This window comes from Paenibacillus sp. FSL R7-0026, assembly GCF_038004485.1.
Classification (GTDB): Bacteria; Bacillota; Bacilli; order Paenibacillales; family Paenibacillaceae; genus Paenibacillus; species Paenibacillus xylanexedens_A.
Window position 1 is genome coordinate 149,056 of the sequence record NZ_JBBORG010000002.1, and the last position, 26,478, is coordinate 175,533.

Here is a 26,478-nt window from a genome sequence, read left to right on the forward strand (position 1 = left end):
GGACTTCTCCATAACAAAAAGGATTACCTGGTAGCCATAACGGCTCTTGGTAGTCCTATTTTGGTTGCCGAAAACTATTTTTCAAAAACATCTTCCATATGAGAATGATAATTGTTATCATTAAGAAAATAAGACAAAAGGATGGTCCGTATGACTGAACAGTTTCCCTTCATTGCTGAAACCTCATCTCTACCGCTCCTCTCCTCCATGTGCCGTGTGCGTCGTGGGGAGAATTTCCGTGTGCAAGGCAAGACGGTGTCACGGCCCATGCTCTGTCTTATTTTGCAAGGAGACGGTGTTCTGGTCCTGAATGATACAGTCTATACGGCACAAGAGGGCAACTTGTTTGTCCTGAAGCCAGGAACAACCATTGAGGCCGCTGCACGCTCGAATGTGACCGAATGTATATTGCTAAGCATGGATACGGTTTGTTTGCAGCAAGTGCGCGGTGAATGGAAAATGACCTCATCACCCGCCTTCCCGCTGGATTGGCAGACAGGCAGGTTGCTGGTTCGTCATGAGCAGCAGGCTGTATCACGTATAGAACAACTGTATGAAACCTATCGCGGTCTGCAACCGGATCACTTTATTAGCATACATAGCCAGCTGCATGAGCTTCTGCAGTTTCTCTCGGAGAACCGGCTGGAAGCCAATCATGAGAAAGTGGACCCTGCCTTGGAGCGCAGTATTATGTATATGCGACGTTACATGAGTGAAGGAATCAGCATGGATCAGCTTGCCAAGATTGCTGGACTCACCCCCAGCTCTTATTCACGCAGTTTCAAGAAGGCCAAAGGCATGTCACCGACCGATTACCTGAATCGTTTACGTATAAACAAAGCCAAAAAACAGCTGACAGAGGAATCCTGTATCCTCAAAGACGTCGCGGTATCTGTCGGGTATGGCAATGAGTATTATTTTAGCCGCAAATTCAAACAAACCTTGGGGATTGCTCCCAGCATATATATGAAAAGAGATCAACTTCGCATAGCTACGGCATCTATTATGGGATTTCATGAGAACTTGGCCTCGCTTGGACTGCGTCCGGTAGCTGTGCTGGAAGGTGAAGGTGTGTTTGACCGAGAAACGGATGAATATGAACAAGAACGCCGATTAACCAGACAATTCGATCAACTTCGGCAGGCGAAGCCAGACTTGATCATTGGTGATTTTTACCATAAGCCCTATTACGATCGCCTGAAAAATATTGCACCCACCATCATCTTGGAGTCCACTGATGACTGGAAAGAGAACCATATTCGCATAGCCGAACTAGTCGGACGTGAGAAACAAGCGTTGCTTAATTTCAAAGAACTTGAGTTTCGCAAGCTTGAAGCAAGCCTGAACCTGCAACCCTATTTCGGACAAAAACGGTTGGCTCTGATGGAGGTTACGAATCAGTTCATTCGCTTACAAGGGACTGGCGAGCATCCATTAAATCACTTGTTGTATGCTGAATTGGGACTTCAGCCTGCTCAGCTTGTATCTCCCGAAAGTTCCAGAAATGAGTATGTTGCGGATAGTATCCCCGTGCTGGATACGGATTACCTGTTGATCCATCGTGCTTCGCTTCAGCCTGCCAGTGAAAAGGTATTCCGACGCATGAAACAAACGGCATCATGGAATCGATCCCCTGCTGTATTGTATGGTAACGTTCACGATATATCGAACTGGCAACGGTTATGCTGGACCCCGGGTGGCCGGTTGCAGATTCTGAACGAACTGGAACAGATTACTCAGCAGTCTGTAGTCTTTCCTCAGGCAGGTCTGATCGGACATTAGATGTGAACATAGGTCGATACGATGGGCAAGATTATCTTTTACATCGTGTTCCTTCATTAATAATTCAGTAAGATATCGCACAGGCCAAAGGGCCCTCTCCTATAACGGAAAGGGCCCTTTGCATGTAATTATGAATGTTCCTTGATCTCTTCCTTCGGAACAAGCTTGTATATCTCTTCATTTTCCATGGTATCAATCAACCGATCCAACCATTTGTAATATGCTTCCGCTTGCAAAACTTTGTGTTTGTCTTCCATCAGAATGTGGATAAGTTCAGCGTCTGCCTGCTCATCCAGACCTTCGACTAACCGATTCAGTTCTTCAATTGATTTGCGTAGAATCTGAAGGTTACTCTCCACGGCTTTTCTCCATTTAATCGCAAAATAATCCGTAAACGTCTGATGCCAGTCGTATTCCACTTCATATAGGTCTTTTCTGGAGCCCTTGCTCCACACTTTATTTACCATTTTCAAATCCAGCAGTGTTCGTACACCTGTACTCATACTCGTTTTGCTCATTTCCATTTCCCGTCCCATATCGTCAAGGGTCATTGGTTTGTCTGCAAAAAATAGCAATCCATATAAGTGTCCCGTAGACAGCGTAACCCCGTAAAGATCCATATTACGTCCAATGGCTTCAATGACGCGCTTACGAATCTTCAGCACGGTTGCCTGCTGTTCCTCTTGTAAATGGTCCAAGCCCATGCTTGCAACCTCCATTCTGAACATTCCACAGTCTTTGGCGAAATAATTGCAACACTTTAAAAGTCCTGCTTACATGGGAAAGCACTCGGCCGGACATCATATATGCCAGAGGGCTTTCATTCACCCAATGTATGAAAATGGGAACTTTACCAGGCTACAATTGCCTATGACTATCTTTTAACCAAAAAATTCAGCTTCAATTCAGCTCATTTTCTATTGTAGGAAAAGCGATATCAAATGTAAAGGAACCTTATTAGGCAGAATAAGGAGACTGATGGAGCATATGCGAGGAAAACTTTGTACAGTTTTTACTGTACAAACATTATGTACTGTTTATTCGGTTGATATACTGGTTAAGTATTGTTAGACTTAAAAACGTTACCCAGAAAGACGGGAAGCGAAGCAACAACTACCGGATTTCGTGGCTGGGCGCATAAGTGTATGGGCTTATGGATGCTGAAAGCCGTTCGAAGTGCACAACACATCAGAAGGGGTGAAAACATGACCATACTTGAAGTGAAAAACGTAAGTAAATTGTTTGGCCCCCAAACCGAGCAAGGTCTGCAATTACTGGAGCAAGGTTGGGGTAAAGAAAAGTTGGCCAAAGAAAAACAGATAACGGTTGGCGTCAACCGGGTCAACATGGACATTAAAGAAGGCGAGATTTTCGTTATTATGGGTCTGTCCGGGAGTGGTAAATCCACACTGGTTCGGATGTTCAATCGTCTGATTGAACCAACATCCGGAGAAATTCTGGTCCATGGTAAGGATCTACGCAAGATGAACAAAGAACAATTGCGCGAAGTGCGCCGGAAAACGATCAGCATGGTCTTCCAGAAGTTTGCGTTGTTCCCGCACCGTACCGTTCTTGATAATGTGGAGTATGGATTGGAAATACAAAAAGTAGATAAGGAAGTACGCCGGGAGAAAGCAAAAACCTCACTTGAGCTGGTTGGCCTGAAGGGCTGGGAAGACAAAATGCCGGATGAACTCAGTGGCGGGATGCAGCAACGTGTCGGCTTGGCGCGTGCACTTGCCAATGACCCGGAAGTATTGCTAATGGATGAAGCCTTCAGTGCACTTGATCCATTAATTCGTCGTGATATGCAAGATGAGTTGATCGAGCTTCAGGATAAAATGAAAAAGACGATTATTTTCATTACCCATGACTTGGACGAAGCGCTGCGCATCGGCGATCGTATTGCCCTCATGAAAGACGGCGCAGTTGTGCAGATCGGTACACCGGAAGAAATCATGATTCAACCGGCCAACTCATATGTGGCCCGCTTCGTCGAAGACGTGGATCTGTCCAAGGTCCTTACAGCATCTCACGTAATGCGTCGCCCTGAAACAATTACGCTTGATCGTGGTCCTCGTGTTGCCCTCGAATTAATGCGCGAACGTGGTATTTCCAACCTGTTTGTCATTGACCGTTCGATCAAACTGCTTGGTGTTATTACAGCTGAAGATGCAACCCGTGCCATGCGCGAAAACAAATTATTGAAAGATATTCTGATCACGGACGGGCCGACGGTGTCGCCTGAGACCCTGATTCATGAATTGTTCGAGATCGTAAGTTCTGCCCATGTGCCGCTCGCTGTTGTTGGTGAGAATGGCCGTCTGCAAGGTGTTATCGTCCGCGGTGCCCTGCTGGGTGCACTTAGCGGTGAAGTTGCAGTAAAGGAGGAACTTGTGAATGATTCCCAAAATACCACTCGCATCGTGGATTGAATCCATCGTTGACTGGATGAGCTCCTCGCTCTCCGGATTGTTTAATGTAATCTCTATTGTTATTCAGGCAGTAGTTGGATTCTTCTCCGGGCTGTTTATGCTGCCCCATCCACTCCTGTTCATTGCTATATTGGGTGTTCTTGCGTTCCTCGTAGGTCGACTCCCTCTGACACTATTCACGGTTATCGGGTTCTTGCTCGTCGATAACTTGGGATACTGGTCCCAATCGATGGACACACTTGGTCTGGTTATCACTTCAGGATTGGTTTCGATCCTGCTTGGTGTACCTGTCGGAATCTGGCTCGCATACAGTAAAACTGCGGCACGTATCATTACACCGCTGCTTGACTTCATGCAGACGATGCCTGCATTTGTCTACTTGCTGCCTGCGGTTACATTCTTTAGTCTAGGTGTCGTTCCAGGTGTTATCGCGTCCGTTATATTTGCGATCCCGCCAACGATTCGTCTGACTCACCTGGGTATCAGACAGGTATCTGGCGAATTGGTTGAAGCAGCTGATGCATTCGGCTCAACTTCCATGCAAAAGTTGTTCAAAGTACAACTTCCACTCGCTTTGCCTACCGTGATGTCCGGTATTAACCAGACCATCATGCTATCACTGTCCATGGTTGTTATTGCATCCATGATCGGTGCACAAGGTATTGGTGCGGAAGTCTATCGTGCTGTAACACAGCTTCAAATTGGTAAAGGTTTCGAAGCCGGTCTGGCCGTTGTTGTACTCGCGATTGTACTGGACCGTTTTACACAAAATGTATTTATGCCAGGTCGCAAAAAGACCTCACGCATTACAGCCAAGCAAAAAGCATGGATCACTGCTGCGGCAACATTCCTTGTGCTTGTAGCTGGTTTCTCACAATACTTCGTTGGTGGCACAACTTCGGCTGGTGGCAACAATTCAGCAGCCAATGCTGTAGGTCAAGAAGTGAACTATCAGATTATTGGTATCGATCCAGGGGCTGGTATTATGAAGTCTGCTGCAAAAGCGATCGAAGACTATAAATTAACTGACTGGACTCTGATTGAAGGCTCTGGTGCAGCCATGACTGCCACACTGGACAAAGCGATCAAAAATGAAGATCCAATCATTATTACAGGTTGGACTCCGCACTGGATGTTCAACAAATATGATCTAAAATATTTGGAAGATCCTGAGAAATCTTTCGGTGATGCTGAAGAAATTCATACCATCGCCCGTAAAGGTCTGAAAGAAGATCACCCTGTTGCGTTTGAATTCCTGTCCCGTTTCCAATGGACCTCGGATGAAATGGGTGAAATGATGACTGCTATCCAGGATGGCACATCCGCAGAAGAAGCAGCTAAAGCTTATGCTGAGAAACATGCCGATCAGATTGCTGAGTGGACCAAAGGTCTGACCCCAGTGAACGGTGATGCATTCAAACTAAGCTATGTGGCTTGGGATTCCGAAATCGCAAGTACAAACTTGCTGAAATATGTGATGGAAAACAAATTGGGTTATAAAGTTAAAGCTCTGCAAGTCGAAGCCGGACCAATGTGGACGGGTGTTGCCTCAGGCGACGTAGATGCCTCTCCAGCAGCTTGGCTACCATTGACACACGCAGACTACTGGGAACGTTACAAAGACCAGGTGGACGATCTGGGTGCCAATATGACAGGTGTACGTACAGGCCTCGTGGTTCCTAAGTACATGACTGAAGTAAATTCGATTGCAGATTTGGAGACAGGTGCCGCTTCTTCCACTCCATCGGCAAGTGCCAATGTGGGCGAAGAGGTTAATCACCAAATCGTTGGTATTGATCCGGGTGCCGGAATTATGAAATCCACAGCAAGTGCCATTGAGAAATACGGTTTGTCTGACTGGAAACTGCTTGAAGGTTCAGGAGCTGCAATGACAGCTACGCTGGATAAAGCTGTTAAGAATAAGGAACCGGTTATCGTTACTGGTTGGACACCGCATTGGATGTTCAACGCATACGACCTGAAATACCTGGAGGACCCGGAAGGGGTCTATGGTGAAGCTGAACAGATTCATACTATTGCCCGTAAAGGGTTAAAGGAAGACAAACCTGTCGCTTATGAATTCCTGGATCGCTTCTCGTGGACAGCTGAAGATATGGGTGAAATTATGGTAGCTATTCAAAATGGAGAAGATGCTCAACAAGCTGCTGCAGCTTATGCAGAGAAGCATAGTGACCAAGTAGCTGAGTGGACTAAAGATCTGACCCCGGTGAATGGTGAACCCATCAAACTAAGTTATGTGGCGTGGGACTCCGAAATTGCAAGTACCAACTTGCTGGAGTATGTTCTGAAGGAAAAACTCGGTTACAATGTGACTTCCCTTCAAGTTGAAATCGGTCCAATGTGGACCGGCATCGCCAACGGTGATGTAGATGCTACACCAGCCGCATGGTTACCACTTACTTCAGCAGATTATTATAACAAGTACAAGGATCAGATCGATGATCTGGGTCCGAATATGGACGGTGCCAAAACGGGCCTAGTTGTACCAGCCTATATGGACATCAACTCTATTGAAGATTTAAAAGATAATTAAACCAGATTGAGATGATTAAACCTGAATTTGGTAAAAAGACCACCGAAAATTTTCGGTGGTCTTTTTGAGTGTAACTGTTACTTGGGAATGGGAATGTCTTCAAATCTAATGAAAGCCTGAATGTACCTGAAGTGCCGTTAAAGTGGATTATCTCCCTTTTAATGAAAAGCTTCGCTCTGGATAGGATCAGGAGTCAGCTACTCACCCACGGTTGGAGCAGAGCAAGTACAAGCGCTAACGAATCGGAGACGTCTTATTCAAGGATATAAAGTGATTCCAGAAATCTAAAGAACCTGAGACACGTTATATCAGAATAAAACAGTCGTTTGCAGTGTTTTTGTTAGGGATTCCAGTAAATAACGTGTCTGATGTTCCTTACTTTGTAAAAAGAAGAGCTGAAGGCGAAATAAGGCATCCTGAGTTCCTTGGAAAATTTCTCCCTTTCCCCAGGGTATAAAGGCTTGGGCTTTAAGACATTTTAAAATGCTAATCTCCACACACCCTAACTAACCTCGAAAATCTCAAGCATAAAGCTAAACGTACTAATCGTTACCTTCTACATTAAAGGCTATGAAACTGAATTATGTACTCAGGCTGCAATTTTTTTCTTTTCATTTCTTTTCTTCTCTTCTCTTCTCTTTTCCTACACTTTACCAACCAGCAACAATAGTACACCAATGGCAATCATGACAACACCGAGAATACCATACACCACTCTTGCGCCCTGCCGTCCAATGGTCTTTACAAAAATCCCTGCTCTAAAACTCTTCATAAACCAGTCCCAATTGTTGATACCACCGAGCAAACTAAAAATTCCTGCCGCTATGGCAAATAGTGCGATTAAAACGGGTTGATCTTGCATTACGTCAACACTCCTTCAATATAATCCTGTCTACTATACCTTCACTTGGTGAAAATTAACAGGCATTAATTGGGCGTATCTCAAAACTCGCTGAAGTGCATCTTTCACCGCCTTTTCACCCCCTGCTGTGTCACTTTCCCTTGACGTGCCCCGGCACGCCTGCAGAAAACTTCCTTGCTTGAAACGAAAATTCGGCAAAATCTACTTCCTTCGGAGTTTTCAGACACGCCCTAGTAAAAAAACAGCTTGCAGATGGGAGTCTGCAAGCTGTTCTAAACCGTCTATATCATGCATTTTATTGCTTTTGCAACTCGCTTGCTGACAATAGCAGGGTCACCACTTCAGCACGTGTTGCTTCGGCGAGGGGGTTAAACATATTTTTTCCTGTTCCCTTCACCAGTCCTGCATCATATGCAGCAGCGATATATGGAGCAGCCCACGCCGGTACTTTATCTGCATCCGCGAAACTTAGTGCCGGATTGGATTGTACCGGAAGACCGAGTGCTCTGACGAGCATAACCGTCATCTCTACCCGCGATACTTTGCCCGATGAACGGAACGTATCATCCGTATACCCACTAATGATGCCTTGATCCACTGCCTGTGCAATAAAGGATTGCGCCCATGCAGGTATCCCAGCAGCATCTTTGAACGTCAATACCTTGTTGTTGGCTGGAAGTTCAAATGCTCTCCCTAACATAACAATGAATTCGGCGCGTGTGGCTGGTGCATTCGGACGGAAATTACCATCCTGATACCCATTCACAATTCCCCGGGAAATGGCCTGCTCAATGGCAGCAGCTGCCCAGTGATTTCCGATGTCCTTCAGGTCTACGACCGGAGTGGTTGGATTAGTACCTCCTCCATTACCAGGAACGGTTGGCGTAGTTGGGTTTGTAGGATTGGTTGGTGTAGTCGGTGTGGTTGGGGTTACAGGCGTAGTAGGTGTTGTAGAACTTCCACCACTGTTACCACTGCCCGGATTACTTCCATTATTGCCGCCACCATTACCAGGATTGCTTCCATTACCGTCCCCCGGAAGTGGCGCTCCCTTCAGATCCGTACTACGTCCTTCCGTCTTTTGATCAACTGTACCTACACGGTCCAGATGTTCATGGAAGATTTCATAATCGACCAGATTTAATTCGTAGAATCGATTATCATCTTTCGCCATTCTCATAGCACGATAGAAGTCTCCACCGTTAGCCATGAATGAATTGGTAGCGACGATATAATACCCATTCGGATCGATATCCGTGTACGTACCATCTGCATTCTTAATCTGAACTTTGACTACACGTTGACCCACTTGGGTTACGGTGTTGGTTATTGCATCAATTTTCTCGCCTGGTTTCGTGGAATCGTAGTAGAACCGCATGCCTGCCACTTGCGGGAAGCGCCCTTCTCCCGTTTCCACACCACTAACGCCATTTTCCAGCGCGGCTGTGATTTCTTTACCTGTCATTTTCAAAGCAGACAGATTATTACCGAATGGCATCACAGACAGGAGATTGCCCAGCGTAATATCCCCTGTCTGGAATGAAGCTCGAATGCCACCGCCGTTCTGGATCGCCACGTATCCTTTGACGTCATTTTCCTGCACAATGGATTTCACTTTCTCCAGCATACCGTCTGTCATCAGGTTTCCTAAATTGGTTTCCTGTTTCCGCACAGTGCCACGTTCTCCATCCAGGAAGACATTCGTTTTACCAATAACTTTTTTCTTGAATTGTTCCAGCTGAGGCGCATATTCTTTCAGCTTGTTTGCGGCTTCCACATCATCAGCATAGACGAATTGGCCGTTTGCATCTTTGGCATCCAGACTCAGCAATTTGCCGTTCCACTTTTTCAATACGCCTGCTTCATCAAACGTAACATCCAATTGACCAAGAGAAACATCATATTCCCCAGTCTGCACAACCAAAGTTGGGTCCGCATGGGTATTCACCAAAACTGGTGCGTTCAGAATGGTGTGTGAATGACCACCAACCACAATGTCGATTCCTTCTACGGCTTCAGCCAATTTGAGATCCTCTGAGTAGCCCAGGTGAGTCAAAGCAATGATTTTATTGATGCCTTCATTTTGCAGCATCTCTACAGTTGCCTGTGCACTTGCTTTGTAATCCACAAACTTCAAGTCATCCCCTGGTGAGGAAAGAGATACCGTGTCCGGTGTCGTCAGTCCGAAAATACCGACTCGCTCACCATTCACCTCCGTAATAATCGCCGGATAGATTTCGGCTTTCTCACCCGGATTCCCGATGTGATTGTTGTACAAACCACTTAAATTCGCATCTTTTGAATAATCAATATTGGCACTCACAAACGGGAACTCTGCTTTTTCAATAAATGCTTTCAGTACGCTTGGACCTTTATCAAACTCATGATTACCAAAGGTCATGGCATCATATCCGATCATGTTCATGAATTCCAGATCAGCCAGACCGTTAAACAGATTGAAGTACAATGTACCCGAGAATACGTCCCCTGCATCCAGCACCAGGGTATTATCATTGCGTGTTTCCTTAATTGCCGTTACTCGGCGCGGGATGTTATCCAGATGCGCATGCGTATCATTCGTGTGCAGTACGCGCAGGTTAAAGTCCCCCTCTTCCACTGGATCTCCAATACTTAATTGTGCGAGCAGTGGATCATGGTCGCTCACTCGTCCATCTGCTGTCTCAAAATCGGCATTTACATGTACCACTTCGATGGCTGCTGTCTCAGTCAGATTTTTACTCACCAGAATGTGATCCAGTGTCTGAGAGTTGCCGTCATAGATGTAGGAGTAACGCTGATTTTCTGGTAGTTGGTTTACCAGGTTGTCCAGTTCATTACCTTCAACAATGTTCAATGTATTTGAGAATTGGAAGTCATTGAAATCACCAAGAACAGCGACATTCACCTCAGGGTCTCTGTTCAGTAACTCTTTCACAAACCCATTCACCAACGCAGCTTGCTTCGCACGTTGAACTTCACTGCTTCGAGTGGCAGGCTGTATGTTTCCAAAAGGTTTCAGGTCTCCACCTTTGGAATTGAAGTGGTTGGCAATCACCACCACACGTTCACCATTGAATTCGAATTCAGCAGCAAGTGGTTTGCGGGAGCTGGCGAACGCCTCATCCCCTGGTGCAATACGACCCGGATTATTGGAAAGACTACCGTCAGCTTTGACTGCGATCGCTGTCGTAGCATTTCCTTTTCCGATACCAGTAGCCAACGATACACGGTTCGGTTGATACAGAAATCCTACACGAATATTGGCACCAGGTGCCCCGCCATCCTTGTTATTTTCCGGAGAAATCTCACTATATCGATATGTTGGTCCGTTGTTCGTTTTGATTGCATCAATTAGCGTCTGAAAGCTCTCATTGGCCGCTGTTGTGCCCGTGTCGGCATCGCCATCGTTATCCTGAACTTCCATGATGCCAATGATGTCTGGCGTGTTCAGATTATCCACGATGATTTTGCCGATTTTACTGGCTCGTGTGGCATCTTTTTTACTGAAGTTCTCCACATTAAACGTAGCAATGGTCAGTTTATCTGCCGCTTGTTCAATGGAAGTAGTCGCTTGTTTCGTTTCTCCCGGGATAACTGCTGGCAAATTCCCTTCAGGACTCACCTTAAAATTGCCGCTAGAGTATGTCATTACTCCGATTACATTCCCATCCAACTTATCGCCTGTTTTAACTGCTTTGGAAGGTTTCTTGCCGATAAATAGACGCTGCGGATTGAGATCACTCTCATTCATATCTTTCTTGTTATCGGTCAGAATAACACCACCATGAGGTGTGCGAAGTGGATTATTCTCACCATTATCCACAACAACGGCCAGACCCGGTTGACTGGAGTAAGGACCTATAATTTCAGGCTTTTCCAGTTCAACACGCATGCCTTCCAGGCTTTCATAGAAGTCTATAGCATCCGTCTCGGGATTAAATTCTGCAAAAGAGTCCGAGTCAATGACTATGGGAATGATACGTCCATTGACACCCAACTTCACAGGTGCAGGTAGATCGACCTTATCTATTACTTTTACAATGGTACTCGCCGTAATTTGCGTGGTGGTTAATTCGTTAACCGCCCCATATTCCGTAACTTTGCCAGATACCTTCACCTGGTTGCCAACGATAACTCCATGACTCGGTTTATATACCTGAATGGCTTCGGAGGTGCGTTCATCCGCATCGACTTTATCCGGAAGCTCTTGCATGTAAAAACTGCTTGTACTGACAGAGGTAACAATACCTTCAATATCCTTAACATCGTATCCGTTAAAAACAGAGGTATGTCCTGCCCCCTGAATATCATGGATACGCACGTTTTCTTTATCAGGAAGTATTTGATACGTAAAGGTGTAAACTGCACTTGATTGTCCATTAAAAATGGCAACAGCTTTGATTACAATGTCTTGATCAATCACTATTGGACTACTGTACACGGTGGAAGAAGAAGTAGGCTCTGTATTATCCGTTGTGTAATGTACAATTGCATCCTTGGCTGGAGAGGTTAATGTGACTTCATTGTTCCGGGGAATCCCGCCAGATGGAACACTTGCCATCACAGACAGGCTATTTTCTACAACATCTGCGGCTGTTCTAGGCAAAATCTCTAATCCGTAATTACTGTTGAATGTCAGAACACCCTGCACATATTCGTAGGTTTTGCCAACAGTTAACGCGGTAGGAGAGTTTTTGGCATAAATCGTCATCTCAGCACCATGACTATCCGTAGCGTAAAACGTCGAACTACTGCCCCGTGTTACCTGAATATCTCTTACTTCGACAAACATTCCCTCATACTTTTCGCCCGGACCTTTGTTACTTTGGTCTGCTGGTCTGACAAAGTCTGTGGACACCATATTTTTGGGTCCGGGGAGTGTTACATTTTGCTCAGTTACCTTCATGTATCCTTCGGTAAAACCTGACTTATCCTTCTCGATCTGGACGAGTCCGCTGTAGTGGGTAATTGGACCATACACTTCAATGCGATCCCCCACATCAACCTGATTCTTCGCTCGGACTACAATGCCAGCTTCTTCGTCTTGAATATAATAATTCGTGAATTCTCCGGAGAGCTCACTGTACGTTACGACACCTGAAACGGCTACATTTGTATTTGGTGCAAGGACTCTCGCATCAGCAATGGTTATGATTCCAGTCCCGTCTGCTTCCTGCGCTTCTGCATTATCCGTCTCAGCTGGTTCTTCACTTTCAGTTCCATCAAGAACACCATCTTCGTTGCTCGGCGACTCTGTCTCCTCTAGATCTGACGATTCTTCCGTTGAAACAGCATCCGGTATAGAGGTCTCCTGTTCACTTGTTTGCGGCTGTTCCGTTACTACACTTTCCTCATCAGCATATGCGGTGCTACTTAATCCACCTATTGGTGCCGCACCTGTAACGACAAGAACGAAAACCAGAAACCCTTGTGCCCAACGTTTCACTTGCTTGTTGTTCATTCGTCCTACCCCCATGTTTTCAACTTGGCAATCATTTGTTCAGCCAGCTTGTACATTAGTTCAAATATAAGATAACTGAATAACAGACTTGTGTAAACAATATTTCTTCGTTATGAAAGAAAATAGAACACTTATATCACATTTCTAAACTAATCTCTACAATAATGAATAAATAGTACTAACTTTTAACTAAAAACACGTTATTAAGCCTATTAAAGTTATATAAGTGTTAGATATACGAATATTTAACGTCAATTAAATTAACATTTATAATGAATATATATACGAATTCGACATTTAGTGACAGTCCTCATTTCTTTAAACCCACTAAAACCTGAGTCTTGAGACATGCATTTTCACATAATAAAACGATATGTACGGATCACTTTAGATCACCACATTAACTGAGTATAAAAGAGAACTATTAAGCGCAAAATCAGTATGAGTTAATAGAATGTTAATTATTACCTGATAATAAACAAAGACAATTAACCACAATAAAAAAAACCACAAGAACATCTCCAATTACTCTCAGAGACTTTCTTGTGGGATAATATAAAATATGAAAAATGATACTGATTTCACTTTTTCGAAATGTTACAGACGGTTTTCAATACACTTCTGTGTCGGGTGTCAAAGTAATATTACTTCCATAGGGTTCAATTAATCCTTGTTCCTCCAAGTACTGGTCAACGTATCGATCTGCATTCAGTGAAGTTGACCCGATCCAGTCTGAATATGTTTTTCCAAACATTTTATATAGTATGTCACTAGTATATTCATTACTTAATTCCCCAAAAACAGTATACAACTGTTTTACCGTATTTGTGTGTTTTTTCCCCTCTAAATCGGTCCATGTTACTTTTTTATTCAGATCTACCTTCCTAATATCCTTAGTATATATTTGTACAGTTGACCCATTGACTTTGAAGTACACACGGATGCTTTTTTCGTAAGGATGACCCTTGAGAATGCTCCACCCTTTCATATCTCCAGTAGCTGGCACAGCATAAAGTTTCCCTTTTGTTGGAGTTGTTCCTGTTACACTGTTTTGTTTTTGAGGTTGTTCAATATTAATAGTCATTTTACCTTTACCAATGGATATTTGCATCTGCTTAGCTTTAGAGTTATAAGTCAGTACTCCATCCAAAGCATCTGAGAGAACAGAAGCAGGAAACAAAGTTACGCCATTTTGAACAAGTAGTGGTGACTTGAGAGTTAGCGGCTCTCCATTTAACGTTGCTTTTGTTCCCGTTTTCGGAAGAGTTAGTTTGTTAGAACCAACTTTAATATCGAAGGCGTCCTGTTGAGCAATGTAACTAACACTCCCTCCCAGTGCCTTGAATACCTCTTTCATCGGAACAAGAGTCACACCATTTTTTATGTATCCTCCATCAATTGCTTCATCCAAGCTACCTGAAATAGTAACTGATCTTTCAACATTTTCGACTTTAACAGTAATTGTTGAAGAACCTACACCTGTTACCTTTACCATCCCAGTGCTCAGCACTTGAAGTATATGAGGTTCACTGATCGTATAATCTGTTTTTGTAAGACCTGTATTTCTTCTGTAGTATGGATCGTTATCACTATGTATTGAATTTTCGTCATCATATACAACAACTATATTAAGATTAATCTTACCACCGACCGAAACTGAAGTATTAGGGATGAGTTCAATATCTTTAACTTTAAGTTCCTCCGCATAAACACTTGAAACAAACAACAACATAAATGCCATCATTAGAACCGTTACTCTTTTCATTCACTTGTACTCCTTCTTATTTTTAATATTGTCCATTGTTTTTCATGAATCCATGTATTGGGATACCCCTTTCAGCTTCCTATTCTATTTTCGGATGCATTAACAAAAAATGTTAGTCTTTTTTTAGTAAAACAAAAAAATTGAATGCAGCTCAATCACTGCATTCAACCTGGATATAAATTAGATTATTTCTTCACCGTACTATTATATTGCGCAATCTTGTCTGTAATTTGTTTAGCTGCTGCATCCAATGCTTCCTGTGGTGTACCTTGTCCATTCAAGACCGTTTCAATCGCTCCTTCGACAAGTTGTCTGGCTTCCGGGAATACTCCCATTAATGCCCCGGATGTTGCTGTCGAATCCGCGGAAGCGTGCAATTGATCGACTGCTGTCTGGAATTGCGGGTACTTCGCCATATTATCCTTTAATACTTGCTCATTGTAGGCTGCTGTCGTAATAGGGAAGTATCCTGTCGCAACACTCCAGTTCGCTTGTACCTCTGGTGTAGCCAAGTACTTGATGAATTCCCACGCCGCTTGCTGTTGCGCTTCCGATTTGTTATTCATGATATACAAGCTCGCTCCACCCACTACAACGCCGCCTTCTTTGGCATCCGCTGGACGAGGCAGGAAGCCTGTTCCCAGTTCAAACTTGCCACCTGAACCTTCTACGATTTTGCGCAGGCCAGCCGTGGAATCAAGGGTCATACCGATTTGCTGAGCGGTAAATGCTGCTGTTGTATCGTCTGTGCTACGTCCCAGATTGGAGAGGGTTTTCTCGTCAATCATCTTTTTCCACCACGTTAATGTCTTCACTCCAGCTTCGGAGTTCAGCAGAGACTCTGTAGCTGCCTCAGTTCTTCCGTTTCCATTGTTTACATAATCTGCATTCTGGTTTGCAAAAAATTGCTCCATAAACCAGCCGTAGATCGCCATGGATGCACCTGGCTTACCGTCTTTTGCCAATGCTTTCGCCGCTTGCTCAAATTCTTCATACGTCTTCGGCGGGTTCTCCGGGTCCAGACCTGCTGCTTTGAACATATCCTTGTTGTAATACAGAATCGGGTTCGATGTGTTAAACGGCATCGCGTTCAATTTGCCATCGATGGTGTAGTATCGGATGATGTTTGGCTCCAGTTGGGACAGGTCGAACTGATCCTTGTCGATGAACTGTTGTACTGGTGTAATCATGCCCGAATCGATCATGAACTTGCTACCAATCTCGTAGACCTGGATAATGTCTGGACCGCTGTCTGAGCCCATGGATGCTTTGAGTTTGTTCAAACTTTCATCGTACTTCCCTTGATAGATGGGCTTCACCTGAATATCGGGATGGCTAGCGTTAAAATCAGAAGCGAGTTGATTAATGGCTTTCTCCCCAGCGCCAGACATGGAATGCCACCACGTCAATTGTGTTGTTTCGGCTGCAGCTGCTTCTGCTTGAGCTCCACTTGCCGGGCTGCTTGTTTCCACTTTTGTTCCGCAAGCGGAAATGACCAACATGAGTGCAGCCAGCATTAATGCAAATGTTCCTCTTTTTTTCAAACGAAATCGCTCTCCTTTTATATGGCTCGCTTCAACATAAGTGCTTTGGGTGCTGCAAGGTGGCCGTTCCGGATATGAATCGTTCTTTTGATCGCTGTTACCCCCGGATTTTTTTCATTCTCCCTTTCAAAGGGGAAAATCCGGGGATAAAGGCGAACGCTTCGCTTCTTCAGAATCGATTCTTCTCCTTCACTACTTTTGCAGCTCTTCAAGTGACTAATTGAAAATACGAGCCTCATTTTATTCGCTCCTGGTATCCAAACCTTAGACCTTGTACGAAGATACAAGGTTTAATTTAAAACCTTTAATCAAAACCTCTAAATTAAAATCTTTAGATCAAAACCTTCAGAGCTTACACTTCAATTAAATAGTATTAAAACTTACTCTCCTTACCCCTTCAGCGCGCCTGCGGCCATTCCGCGGACAAGCTGTTTCAACCCGAAAATCAATAACAGTAAGGATGGTAGAATAACCATGGCTGTTCCGGCAAATACCAGATTCCACGCTGTGGATTCCTGGAACTCCAGCATCGAGATTCCGATCTGCGCGGTTCTCATTTCTGGTGTGTTTGTCACCAGCAGCGGCCAGAGATACGAATTGTACATGCTTAAGAATGAATAGATTGCCAGTGTTCCAAGTGCCGGACGGGACAAAGGCAAGACGTGCGATATGAAATAGCGAATATGACCACAACCGTCGATCCTCGCCGCCTCGAACAATTCCTTGGGTAGCTGCATGAAGAACTGTCTTAGCAGGAATGTACCAAACGCCGTTGCCAGAAACGGCACCGTCAGCCCTTGATAACTATCCAGCCAGCCCCAGCTACGAACCGTGAGGTAGTTGGGGATCATCGTTACTTCCCATGGAATCATCATCGTTGCGACAAACATGCTGAAGATGACGTTTTTGCCTTTGAACTGCATTTTTGCAAAAGCATAGGCTGCCATACTCGCTGTAATCAATTGACCAAGCGTTGTCAGTCCTGCGACAAGAAAGGTATTGCTGATAAATCGGCCGATCGGAACAATATCGAACACTTCGCTAAAGTTGGACAGATCAATTGAATTTGGAATGATATGCGGCGGATAAGCGCTCGCATCTTCCGGCGTCATCACGGCCATGAAAAAGGTGTACATCACCGGATACAGCACAAGCGCTGCACAGATCGTCAGTAGTACATACAACAGCGTTTTGGTCCATGTCGCACTCATTGGTAATGCACTTTCCTTTCTACCCATTTGAACTGGATCAGGGTCAGCAGCATAATCACCACAAACAGGATCAGTGCCTGCGCACTACCTGTACCAAAGCGAAAATTAACGAAGGCTTCCTGATAGATGGAATAGACAAAAACATTTGTACTGTCCATCGGGCCACCCCGGGTTAGAATGTTGATCTGACCGAACGATTGAAAAGCACCAATGATTGATACGACCGTAACAAAAAATAACGTTGGTGACAGTAGCGGCATCGAGATTTTGCGAAACGTCAGCAAGGGTCCTGCGCCGTCAATCTTGGCGCTCTCATAGATCTCATCCGGGATGCCTGCCAAACCACTGGATAGGATAATGTAGTTGAATCCAAGGTTCATCCAGATTGTCATGATGGAAATTGAGATCAATGCCCAATCTGGGCTGGTAAGCCAGGGAATTGGATCAATGCCTACTTTGCCAAGCAGATAATTCAGCATGCCCAGTGTCGGATGGAACAGAAACTTCCAGATGACCGCTGACGAACCCACGGATAACACCACGGGCAGAGAGAATACAAACTGGAACACACGCATTCCCTTGAATCGGTTGTGGGTCAGTGCAGCCAGAATCAGAGCAGCCAGCATGCCCGTAGGCACTGTAAACAGGACAAATAGTAATGTCACTTTCATCCCTTGCATAAACAGTCCTGATTGGAACACCGCCTTGAAGTTATCCAGTCCTACATAAGCCGCAATCTGCCCCGTCGGATCTGTGGAATGCAGGCTGAGATACACGGACTTAAACATCGGGTAAAACAGAAACACTGCAAACAAAAGCAGCGATGGTGCCAGGAAACCATAGGCCAGCAGATTCTCCCGCATTCGCTGCACACGCAGCGAGGCTGTCCGGCGCTCACTCGCACCGGATACGCGCCGTTTGGCGGCGGGCAAGCTGATCCGGTTATCAAGCTCACTCATCGGATTTTCTTCCCCCTTGTTTCACGCATTCAGTGTGTGTGAAATGTTACACCAACTTCAGCACCACGTTATCTAGTGTAAGAGTCGAATGTCACAGCAAAATTCATTCTGAATCAACGTAACGTTAATCATGGACAAGGGACTTTACGCAAATGTGTATCTATTCGAAAGCGGTATCCAGACCGGATTTCAAAACAAAAAAACCGCAAGAACTCCCCTTTTTGGAGATATCCCTGCGGTTCGATGTGTAAATGGAATATGAACGTTTGCCTATTAATAAACGCGACTCATTTTACAATAATCTGTAAATCTTCCAAACAAGGTGAAGCGATTAACCGTTCGAGTTAACGATTAAGATGATAAGGTACCGTGGTGACAATCACGTCTTTGTAATTGATCAGATAGGCCCGGATCATGAAGCTGGTCTGGTTGTGCAGTACATTTTGCCACCAGTGCTTGGTGATGAATTGCGGAATTAGAATGGTGATATGATCGGTCTCAGCCGTTTTCCACTCTACTGTATCAATAAATTTCTTCAGCGGCCCCATAATGCTACGGTATCTCGATTTGATCACGACCAGACGAACACCTGGATTCCACTCTTCCCACTTCTGCTCCATCTTGCGTATCGCCTCATCATCGAAGCCAATGTACAGCGCGACCACGTGATCCGACATCGTCTGGGCGTAACTGATCGTATTCATGACGACCCGGGTAATGCCCGCAACAGGAATGACTATCGTATTGCCTTTTTTGGCTGGCTTATCAACCTGAATATCAATCCGCAGCTCATCGGCAATGTTGCAATAGTGACGGTGAATACGCATGAACACATAAACAACGAGTGGTAAAAAGATAAAGATGACCCATGTCTGTGTGAACTTGGTGAAAATAAAGATCAGGGTAATCGATAATGTAGTCAGCATACCGACGGTATTGACCAGCAATTTCATCTGCCAGCCAGACGGTTTGACTTTGATCCAGCGAATCATCATGCCAAGCTGTGACAGGGTAAATGGAATGAACACCCCTACCGCATAGAGCGGAATCAGGCTTTCCGTATTGCCTTTGAACCCGACCACCAGCAGCGCAGACATCACACTGAGGAAAATGATCCCGTTTGAGAAACCAAGGCGGTCTCCTCTGACCATAAATGCATGCGGCATGTATTTATCCTTTGCCATCATGAAGGATAACAGCGGAAAAGCCGAATAAGCTGTGTTCGCTGCGAGGAAAAGGATCAGTGCCGTTACACCTTGGATGATAAAATACATCGTGCCCCTGCCAAACGTCGCTTCAGCAATCTGGGAAATGACCGTTGCTTTGGGGTCAGGCTTCACCCCATAACCGAAAGCCAGTAAGGTGATGCCAATGAACATGGCTCCCAATATACAACCCATGAGCAGTAATGTACCCGCGGCATTTTTCTCGGCAGGCTGCTTGAAGTTCGGGATCGCGTTACTTACCGCTTCCACACCCGTCAAGGCCGAACATCCGGAGCTGAATGCTTTTAATAACAGAAACATACTCACATGGGATAGACTTGTTCCGAATTCAGGTGCAGCTGCTTCCATTCCCCCGGCAAGAAATTTGATTCCGCCCGAGATAATCAGAACCGCAATCGAAAAGATAAACAGATAGATGGGGATCGCCAGCACAGACGCTGACTCCGTCACTCCCCGCAAATTCATAATCGTTAGAAATACAATCATAATCAGAGCAATTACAACACTGTAGTCATGAAGCATAGGAAAAGCCGACGTAATCGCATCCGTCCCTGCGGACGAACTTACCGCAACGGTCAAAATATAATCGACCAGCAGAGATCCTCCGGCAATCAGACTGGATGTTGTACCTAGATTATCCTTTGCTACGATATAAGCGCCGCCCCCTGTTGGATAAGCAAATATCGTCTGGCGATATGAAAAAATTAAAATGACGAGTAATCCCAGCACGGCGATGGAAATCGGAACGGAGTACCACAGGGCGGCGAATCCGGCCGCAACGAGCACCAGCAAAATCTGTTCCGTACCATAGGCAACGGAGGATAGGGCATCCGAGGACAGGATGGCGAGCGCCTTCCATTTCCCCAATTTTTCTCCATCCAGTTCAGCCGATTTCATGGGCTTGCCTATTAAGATTCTCTTCATTTTGCCAAGCATGATCATAACTTCCTTCCATCTCTCATCTGTGAAGCATTGTTATTATGCAAAATCGCAGAGCCGTTGACAATACGTCATTTCACCCGAATTTCGCCAGCGCGTGATAATGCATCCTACGATTCAATAATCGATAACAAAGCCATTCTTGTTTAGTATTTTGAACTATTTTGAACCAAAACGACGTTTGTTAGCCGAAAAACAGAAAATGGCCTTTGGTTCAGTGAACCAAAGACCACCTCCTGTATATAACGAATCAATATTCTCAATCAGAATCACTACGCGTCAGATCAAGCTTTCAATTGTTGTTAACCTCGGATTAATTCGTTACACCTTCACGTCCAGAATGCCTGGACGAGGAGTAACACCAAACGCTTGTGCCAGTGTGGTCAGCTGTTCGTCCGTAATTCTCTGCCGGATCTCGTGACCAGCAACCAGCATATACACTTGGGCTGCCTTCTCGATGGTCTCAATGAGACCAAAAGCTTCGTCAATCGTTGTGCCTGTTCCAAAGATACCATGTTGCGGCCAGATGACCGCGTGGTATTCTTTCATTTTCTCAGCCGTTTCGCGGCCAATCTCGTTCGATCCAGGAATCATCCATGGAATAATACCAATCCCATCCGGGAATACAACCACACACTCCGTGCACATCTGCCAGAGGGTCTTCGTAAATTTTGCCTCATCCAATTCGTGGATAAACGTCATGGCCAATACATGAGTGGCATGGTTGTGCATGACAACCCGGTGGTTCGGGTCCAGCTTCAAACGTTCAATATGGCTCATGAAATGTGTAGGCAACTCACTTGTTGGGTTTGCCCCCGACTTCAATCCCCAGAGCACTTCCAGCTCCTGACCATCTTGCGATATACGTAGCAACCCCAGGTTGCTCTCGGGATCAGCGAGTACATTTTTAAAATATTTGCCCGATGCCGTCACGATAAAATACTTGCCTGCCAGCTCCTGCACCGAAAATGCCGGTTTGATCTTGCGAATCACATGATGGATATCGATATATTGGACAACTTCCTCTTCCTCCAGCAGATAGCTGACATTACCACCATTGCGCTCATCCCAGCCATTTTTCCACATATGTTGTGTAATCTCAGCCATCTCACGGACAAATGGAATATGGAAACCTGCAACCTGTGTTGTGTCATTCGTAAGGGTCACGTTCATAATCAATCTCTCCTTATATTGAAAATCATATGGCTTGCCACGTACATAGTAAGTTCTTTATTTCACATTCATTATACCTTTGTTTATCTTTGATAGTCAATAAAAAACAAAGAAATATACTTTTATTTATTTTTGTTTAGTTTTGTTTATTTGAAAATAAAACAAAAAAAATACCCCACCGGCGTCCGGCGGGGTCAGTCACACATCTATTTAACACGAGAAGGGGTTTACAAGACTTATCTTACCTCTGCTACCTTAATAGAAGCTGAAAGCGAAATAAAAAAAGCATGAAAACATATATCCCCTCTGGACAGAAATTTGAGTGCCTTCTTTTCAGTCAGTACATCTATCTATCTGTCCAAACGCTTTCGTCAATTCTAACATATGCTATTCTAGCTTTTCTCAGGAAAAGACATTCATAAAAAAGGAGATGAACCTATGGCAGTCCTTTCTACAGGCCCGATCGAGAACAATCTCTCCGGTGGCAGCAGGCCTACACAACAAGTCACCATCAAAATGGTCAACACCGATTCCATCAATACGTCCAATGTACTCATTCAAGGTTATTTCCTGAATGGAACGAGGACCTTATATGTGCTTCAATCCGTTAATCTGACCCCCGGGCAAGTCTTCTCTCAAACCTACTTTGCCAATCTGGATGGATACGAATATGTATTCACAACGGGTGGAGGCGCAGCTGCATCAACTGAAATTTCAGTGTGGGGAAAAGACAGTAACGGGCAAATCGTCACCGCACATCGCATTGTTTCGAATGAACTAGTTCTATAAAAGGGGGGAAACAAAGATGGCCACAATCTCATCCGGACCCATTGAGAACAATCTGGTATCCGGATCAAGACTCACCCAATCGGTTACTGTCAAAATAGATAACGAAGATCCAATCAACGCCTCAAATGTTCTTATCGAAGGATATGCGCTGAACGGAACGCGGACCTTGTATGTACTGGAATCTATCTCGCTTGCGCCCAATGAAGTCTTCACCAAGAGTTATTTTGCAAACTTGGATGGCTTCGAATTTATTTTCACTACCAGTGGCTTGGCGGAGAGCTTAACCGACGTTTCCATGTGGGGCAAAAATGCCACAGGACAATTGGTCGCTGCACATCGACTGGTGACTTCTGAGTTGCTGGGTGCTGAAGGTGGCACTCCCGACTTCGAGTGGGGACAGACAATTTACTGGGCGGATTCCAGTGCTCCTGGACCGGGTACCGGATCACCCTTTGATCCATTTAATTCTCTGCAGGCTGCTATCGACGCAGCCACGAACAGCCCTCTTGCGGTTACTTTTGGCATGAGAGCCCGGTTGATTATTCTAATTGCCGGCAATTCATCCTTCAATGAAGACATTGTTATTCCTCCCGCAAGACATGTGCAAATTTTGGGACTTGGCCCCTGGCAACTCGGAAATTCGGATCTAGCCAACTTCGCTTCTTCCATTCCCCGCAATGTCACGATCCAGACAAGCCAGGCTGCAGAAGATGTCTATCTGGTTCAAGGACCTGCATTTGATGCTCGTCCTGTTACGGTTATAGGAACGTTTAATGACGGCACGTCCGTCAGTACACACACCAACTACACGGACGGTGCCATTATAAGTGGTAACGTTACTTTTCAGAATGTAGCTGTTGGTGACCCGTTTACAACCATTGAATTCCAATTGCTTAATGCCAGAGTTGTTGGAAATATCGTACAATCCGGTCATATGGGTAATCTGAATACGTACCTGTATCACAGTCGCATCAACACCATGGTTCATAACGGTTTGAATATTCAACGGATGGTAGATAGCACTTCAGACAGCACCATTAATGTAAGAGGATACTCCCACATTACCAATTCCACGATTAATGGCAATGTGACCGTTACACTCGCCTTAAGTGACGTCCCTCCAACAGGCATATTCAGTAGTCAGTTTGCTACGATCACCTGGACAGGACCTTTAACGCTGGATGCCGCCTCCAACTATTATTTTGTTAACAGCGGATCTATACTTGTGGGAACCAAAACCGTATTATTCAGTATCGCCTAACATGTAATCCCTGTCCTTCACTGGTCGGGGGTTTCTTATTTTCGCAGCACATACGATGGATGCATCTTGCCTGTTGGTTCATAACGTTCATCACCTGTATACTCAAATCCCAGCTTGATCAAGATGTGACGTGACACTTCATTATCCGGATGATGCCCGGCAAACAGTGCCTTCACATTCATTGTGTCAAAGGCATAACCAATTACCGCCCGCGCCGCTTCCTGTGCATACCCTTTCCCCCAGTGATCCCGGGTTAGATGAAATCCTAATTCATAGATCTCCTCTTCAGGAGAATACGGACGCAGGCCACAACAGCCCACAAACACCTCGGACTCTTTCTCAAAAAGAGGCCAATATTGCACACCCGCTTCCTTCTGCCTTTGAATCTCCTGTGTTAATCTCGCTTCTACTTCATCCTCGCTCAGAAATCCCTTGCTGCTAATCCATTTGGCAACCTCATGATCGCCCCACAATGCAAACGCCAGCGCACGATCTCCTTCGTTCCAAGTCGCACATTCCAACCGTTCTGTTTCAAATAAGATTGTTCTATTCATCATCCACTAACCTCCTGTATGCCAACACCAATCTGCGTGCCGCCTATACCTTAAATTAATCGAATGACCGTCAGGATAAACAACATTTATAATCTGTATACGTTCATACCTTCTAATTACACTTATAATTGCTTAGCCAATTTCTCAAATTGATTGATGTGAGGCTTGATCTCTTTCTCTACACTTTTTATGAAGGAACTAAATTGCTTAGGATTATACTCATCTCCAACACCAACACTTTTATATACTTTTCCCTTTTGGTATGTAAACAAGAAAAAATAGTTATTCTTTAATCCATTCAAAATATTTCCGATATCTCCCCAAATTTCGAGTCTCAATTTCGAATCTTTGTAAAGAAACGAATATGGCGGATCATATTCTCCATTTCGTACATCATAGCCTGCAATCCACTGATCTTTTGCAAATGTCCCTGTTTGGATTCGCGATTCCAGCATATCTCCAGTCAATGCTATTTCGTTAACCTGAAGTTTACCTTTACCATCCTTTTTATCATTCCTCCAGTTCCCATCATACTTGGACTCTGTAATACTGTCCTCTCCGCGTGTTATAACTTTATATACGCCGTGTCCCGAACGTTTCCCCTGTGCCCAGCTTCCTTTGTAGGTTTTGGTTTTCCCCCAGGTCATGGTTCCATTCCCGTGAGGTTTTCCATTTTTGGTCTCTCCATAATATGTAGCCCCATTGCCATACTCCAGAGTAGCCAACTCACTCGCAGCCTGAGCAACATGTGGTAACAGAATTACAGACAATCCTAAGCTTACCCCCATAATATAGATGAACATCTTTCTAAACATCAAATCTCCCTTTCTCTCGTTGTATAAGAAATTCATTCTTATAACAACCTATTAATCAAATAATAAGACTCTAGTATAATATCACTTTCAATCCAGAAGGTTCCACATAAAAAAGAAAAACCCCTGCCGACAAGATGTCCGACAGAGGCCATTCCATTCCAGTCCACATCAATTACAAATCTGCTGTGGCAAATTGAATTGTTCCGGAAGCTGCACCGCCAAGGTTAGCTAACAAAGCAAACACCAGAACTCCACCTGCAGAAATGGTAAGGCTGCTGTTTACAGGAACAACGTAAGTGACTACTGGTGCATTAACACGTGTAATCACGAGAGATACCGGAAAAGGTCCAGCGTTGTTCACTGTAGCACTGGCATTGGTGCCTCCAGCCAAGTTTTCGTAGTAGGATTTGCCTACTCCGGCAGGAAGATTGTAAAACTGTTGCGGTAAAAGGATGGCCATTGAAATCACCTCCTTTTGCTGTGATACGGTATTCTATGCTTGAAATCTATTAAAGCAACGGTGAATTACCAGCGTCATAATGTCCAATTTTGATAGACTCCATAGATTGATAGACGAATGTACGCAAAAAAGCCCCACCGGACCATCCGGTGGAACCAACTTAGCTTACTTTAATATTACAGATTTAATTACGCATACAGCATGAAAAAGTTCAGTTCATGGCCCTGCTGTTTGAGATAGTTATACAGCTGCGAACGGTGATGGAATACATGCGTTACCGTTTCAATCTGCCATTGAACCTGCAAGTGACCATGTTCCATATAAAAAGCTTTTGTTGAACGATTCAAAAAGTCGTCTTCGCTCAATCCTTTGATATAAGCTTTGTAGGATTCGAAATTGCTCCATAATGTTGCTTCAAGCTTCTCGATATCTTCAATCCCCGACAGGCTATTCTCCACCAGTCCAACTTCAGCTTCACCTTTTTCCTGCATAATGGCAAGATCGGATGCGGTAATCTGGATAAAGTGATGCACAAGCTCCACCAATGAACGCATATTCTCCTGTGGACGATAAGACCAATCCTCCGAACGGATCAAGCGAATTAACGAAGCCCCCGTCCGTACGCCTGTTTCCAACTCATTCAACAAATGATCCCGAATCTGCAATGTTCCATTCATATATGATGTCT

18 protein-coding genes are annotated in these 26,478 nt (G+C 44.7%); 5 read left to right on the forward strand and 13 right to left on the reverse strand.

Going from position 1 to position 26,478, the window contains the following annotated elements:
* The first annotated feature begins 150 nt into the window (after positions 1-150).
* Positions 151-1,782, forward strand: coding sequence for a helix-turn-helix domain-containing protein (locus MKY44_RS29665; RefSeq protein WP_341010097.1), 1,632 nt, complete (start codon positions 151-153; stop codon positions 1,780-1,782).
* Between the two features lie 128 nt (positions 1,783-1,910).
* Here MKY44_RS29665 and MKY44_RS29670 read toward each other — a convergent pair whose 3' ends face one another.
* The gene (locus MKY44_RS29670) at positions 1,911-2,486 is read right to left on the reverse strand and encodes a GbsR/MarR family transcriptional regulator (protein WP_036611216.1); all 576 of its coding nucleotides are present in this window, start codon (positions 2,484-2,486) and stop codon (positions 1,911-1,913) included.
* Positions 2,487-2,987: 501 nt separating this feature from the next.
* Here MKY44_RS29670 and MKY44_RS29675 point away from each other — a divergent pair.
* Positions 2,988-4,217, forward strand: a complete 1,230-nt coding sequence (locus MKY44_RS29675) for a quaternary amine ABC transporter ATP-binding protein (RefSeq protein ID WP_341010098.1) — start codon at positions 2,988-2,990, stop codon at positions 4,215-4,217.
* Complete coding sequence (locus MKY44_RS29680) at positions 4,183-6,771, forward strand: glycine betaine ABC transporter substrate-binding protein (RefSeq protein WP_341010100.1); 2,589 nt, start codon at positions 4,183-4,185, stop codon at positions 6,769-6,771. Before MKY44_RS29675 ends, MKY44_RS29680 begins: the two co-directional genes overlap by 35 nt.
* Positions 6,772-7,414: 643 nt before the next feature.
* Here the strand turns inward: MKY44_RS29680 and MKY44_RS29685 are convergent.
* The 8 genes from MKY44_RS29685 to rhaD all read right to left on the reverse strand — a co-directional run bounded on the left by MKY44_RS29685 (position 7,415) and on the right by rhaD (position 21,911).
* A complete protein-coding gene (locus tag MKY44_RS29685; protein WP_341010102.1) occupies positions 7,415-7,633 on the reverse strand; it encodes an immunity 17 family protein in 219 nt (72 codons plus the stop codon).
* 295 nt (positions 7,634-7,928) lie between these two features.
* The gene (locus MKY44_RS29690) at positions 7,929-13,094 is read right to left on the reverse strand and encodes an S-layer homology domain-containing protein (RefSeq protein ID WP_341010103.1); all 5,166 of its coding nucleotides are present in this window, start codon (positions 13,092-13,094) and stop codon (positions 7,929-7,931) included.
* Between the two features lie 610 nt (positions 13,095-13,704).
* On the reverse strand, positions 13,705-14,859 hold the full coding sequence (locus tag MKY44_RS29695) for a copper amine oxidase N-terminal domain-containing protein (protein ID WP_341010105.1): 1,155 nt from the start codon (positions 14,857-14,859) through the stop codon (positions 13,705-13,707).
* Between the two features lie 185 nt (positions 14,860-15,044).
* Positions 15,045-16,376 carry an ABC transporter substrate-binding protein gene (locus MKY44_RS29700; protein ID WP_445670704.1) on the reverse strand — a complete coding sequence of 444 codons (1,332 nt, stop codon included), beginning with the start codon at positions 16,374-16,376 and terminating at the stop codon, positions 15,045-15,047.
* A gap of 416 nt (positions 16,377-16,792) precedes the next feature.
* Positions 16,793-17,614 carry a carbohydrate ABC transporter permease gene (locus MKY44_RS29705; RefSeq protein ID WP_341010108.1) on the reverse strand — a complete coding sequence of 274 codons (822 nt, stop codon included), beginning with the start codon at positions 17,612-17,614 and terminating at the stop codon, positions 16,793-16,795.
* Positions 17,611-18,573, reverse strand: a complete 963-nt coding sequence (locus MKY44_RS29710) for a carbohydrate ABC transporter permease (protein WP_341010109.1) — start codon at positions 18,571-18,573, stop codon at positions 17,611-17,613. Before MKY44_RS29710 ends, MKY44_RS29705 begins: the two co-directional genes overlap by 4 nt.
* A 344-nt stretch (positions 18,574-18,917) precedes the next feature.
* Positions 18,918-20,735, reverse strand: a complete 1,818-nt coding sequence (locus MKY44_RS29715; RefSeq protein WP_341010110.1) for an APC family permease — start codon at positions 20,733-20,735, stop codon at positions 18,918-18,920.
* A gap of 324 nt (positions 20,736-21,059) precedes the next feature.
* Positions 21,060-21,911: a rhamnulose-1-phosphate aldolase gene (gene rhaD, locus MKY44_RS29720; protein ID WP_341010112.1), complete on the reverse strand. Its 852-nt coding sequence runs from the start codon at positions 21,909-21,911 to the stop codon at positions 21,060-21,062.
* 438 nt (positions 21,912-22,349) lie between these two features.
* On the opposite strand from rhaD, the gene MKY44_RS29725 reads away from it, so the two are divergent.
* Together MKY44_RS29725 and MKY44_RS29730 are read left to right on the forward strand one after the other, a co-directional pair.
* Positions 22,350-22,700, forward strand: coding sequence for a hypothetical protein (locus MKY44_RS29725; RefSeq protein ID WP_341010113.1), 351 nt, complete (start codon positions 22,350-22,352; stop codon positions 22,698-22,700).
* 16 nt (positions 22,701-22,716) lie between these two features.
* Entirely contained in the window at positions 22,717-23,961 is a 1,245-nt protein-coding gene (locus MKY44_RS29730) for a hypothetical protein (RefSeq protein ID WP_341010114.1), read from the forward strand.
* A 35-nt stretch (positions 23,962-23,996) separates the two neighbouring features.
* Here the strand turns inward: MKY44_RS29730 and MKY44_RS29735 are convergent, their stop codons facing one another.
* From MKY44_RS29735 to MKY44_RS29750, 4 genes are all read right to left on the reverse strand, one after another.
* Positions 23,997-24,518: a GNAT family N-acetyltransferase gene (locus MKY44_RS29735; RefSeq protein ID WP_101314121.1), complete on the reverse strand. Its 522-nt coding sequence runs from the start codon at positions 24,516-24,518 to the stop codon at positions 23,997-23,999.
* A 119-nt stretch (positions 24,519-24,637) separates the two neighbouring features.
* Positions 24,638-25,330: a hypothetical protein gene (locus MKY44_RS29740; protein WP_341010115.1), complete on the reverse strand. Its 693-nt coding sequence runs from the start codon at positions 25,328-25,330 to the stop codon at positions 24,638-24,640.
* Between the two features lie 172 nt (positions 25,331-25,502).
* A complete protein-coding gene (locus MKY44_RS29745; protein ID WP_341010117.1) occupies positions 25,503-25,790 on the reverse strand; it encodes a hypothetical protein in 288 nt (95 codons plus the stop codon).
* Between the two features lie 188 nt (positions 25,791-25,978).
* Entirely contained in the window at positions 25,979-26,467 is a 489-nt protein-coding gene (locus MKY44_RS29750; RefSeq protein ID WP_036668991.1) for a DinB family protein, read from the reverse strand.
* Positions 26,468-26,478 lie beyond the last annotated feature (11 nt).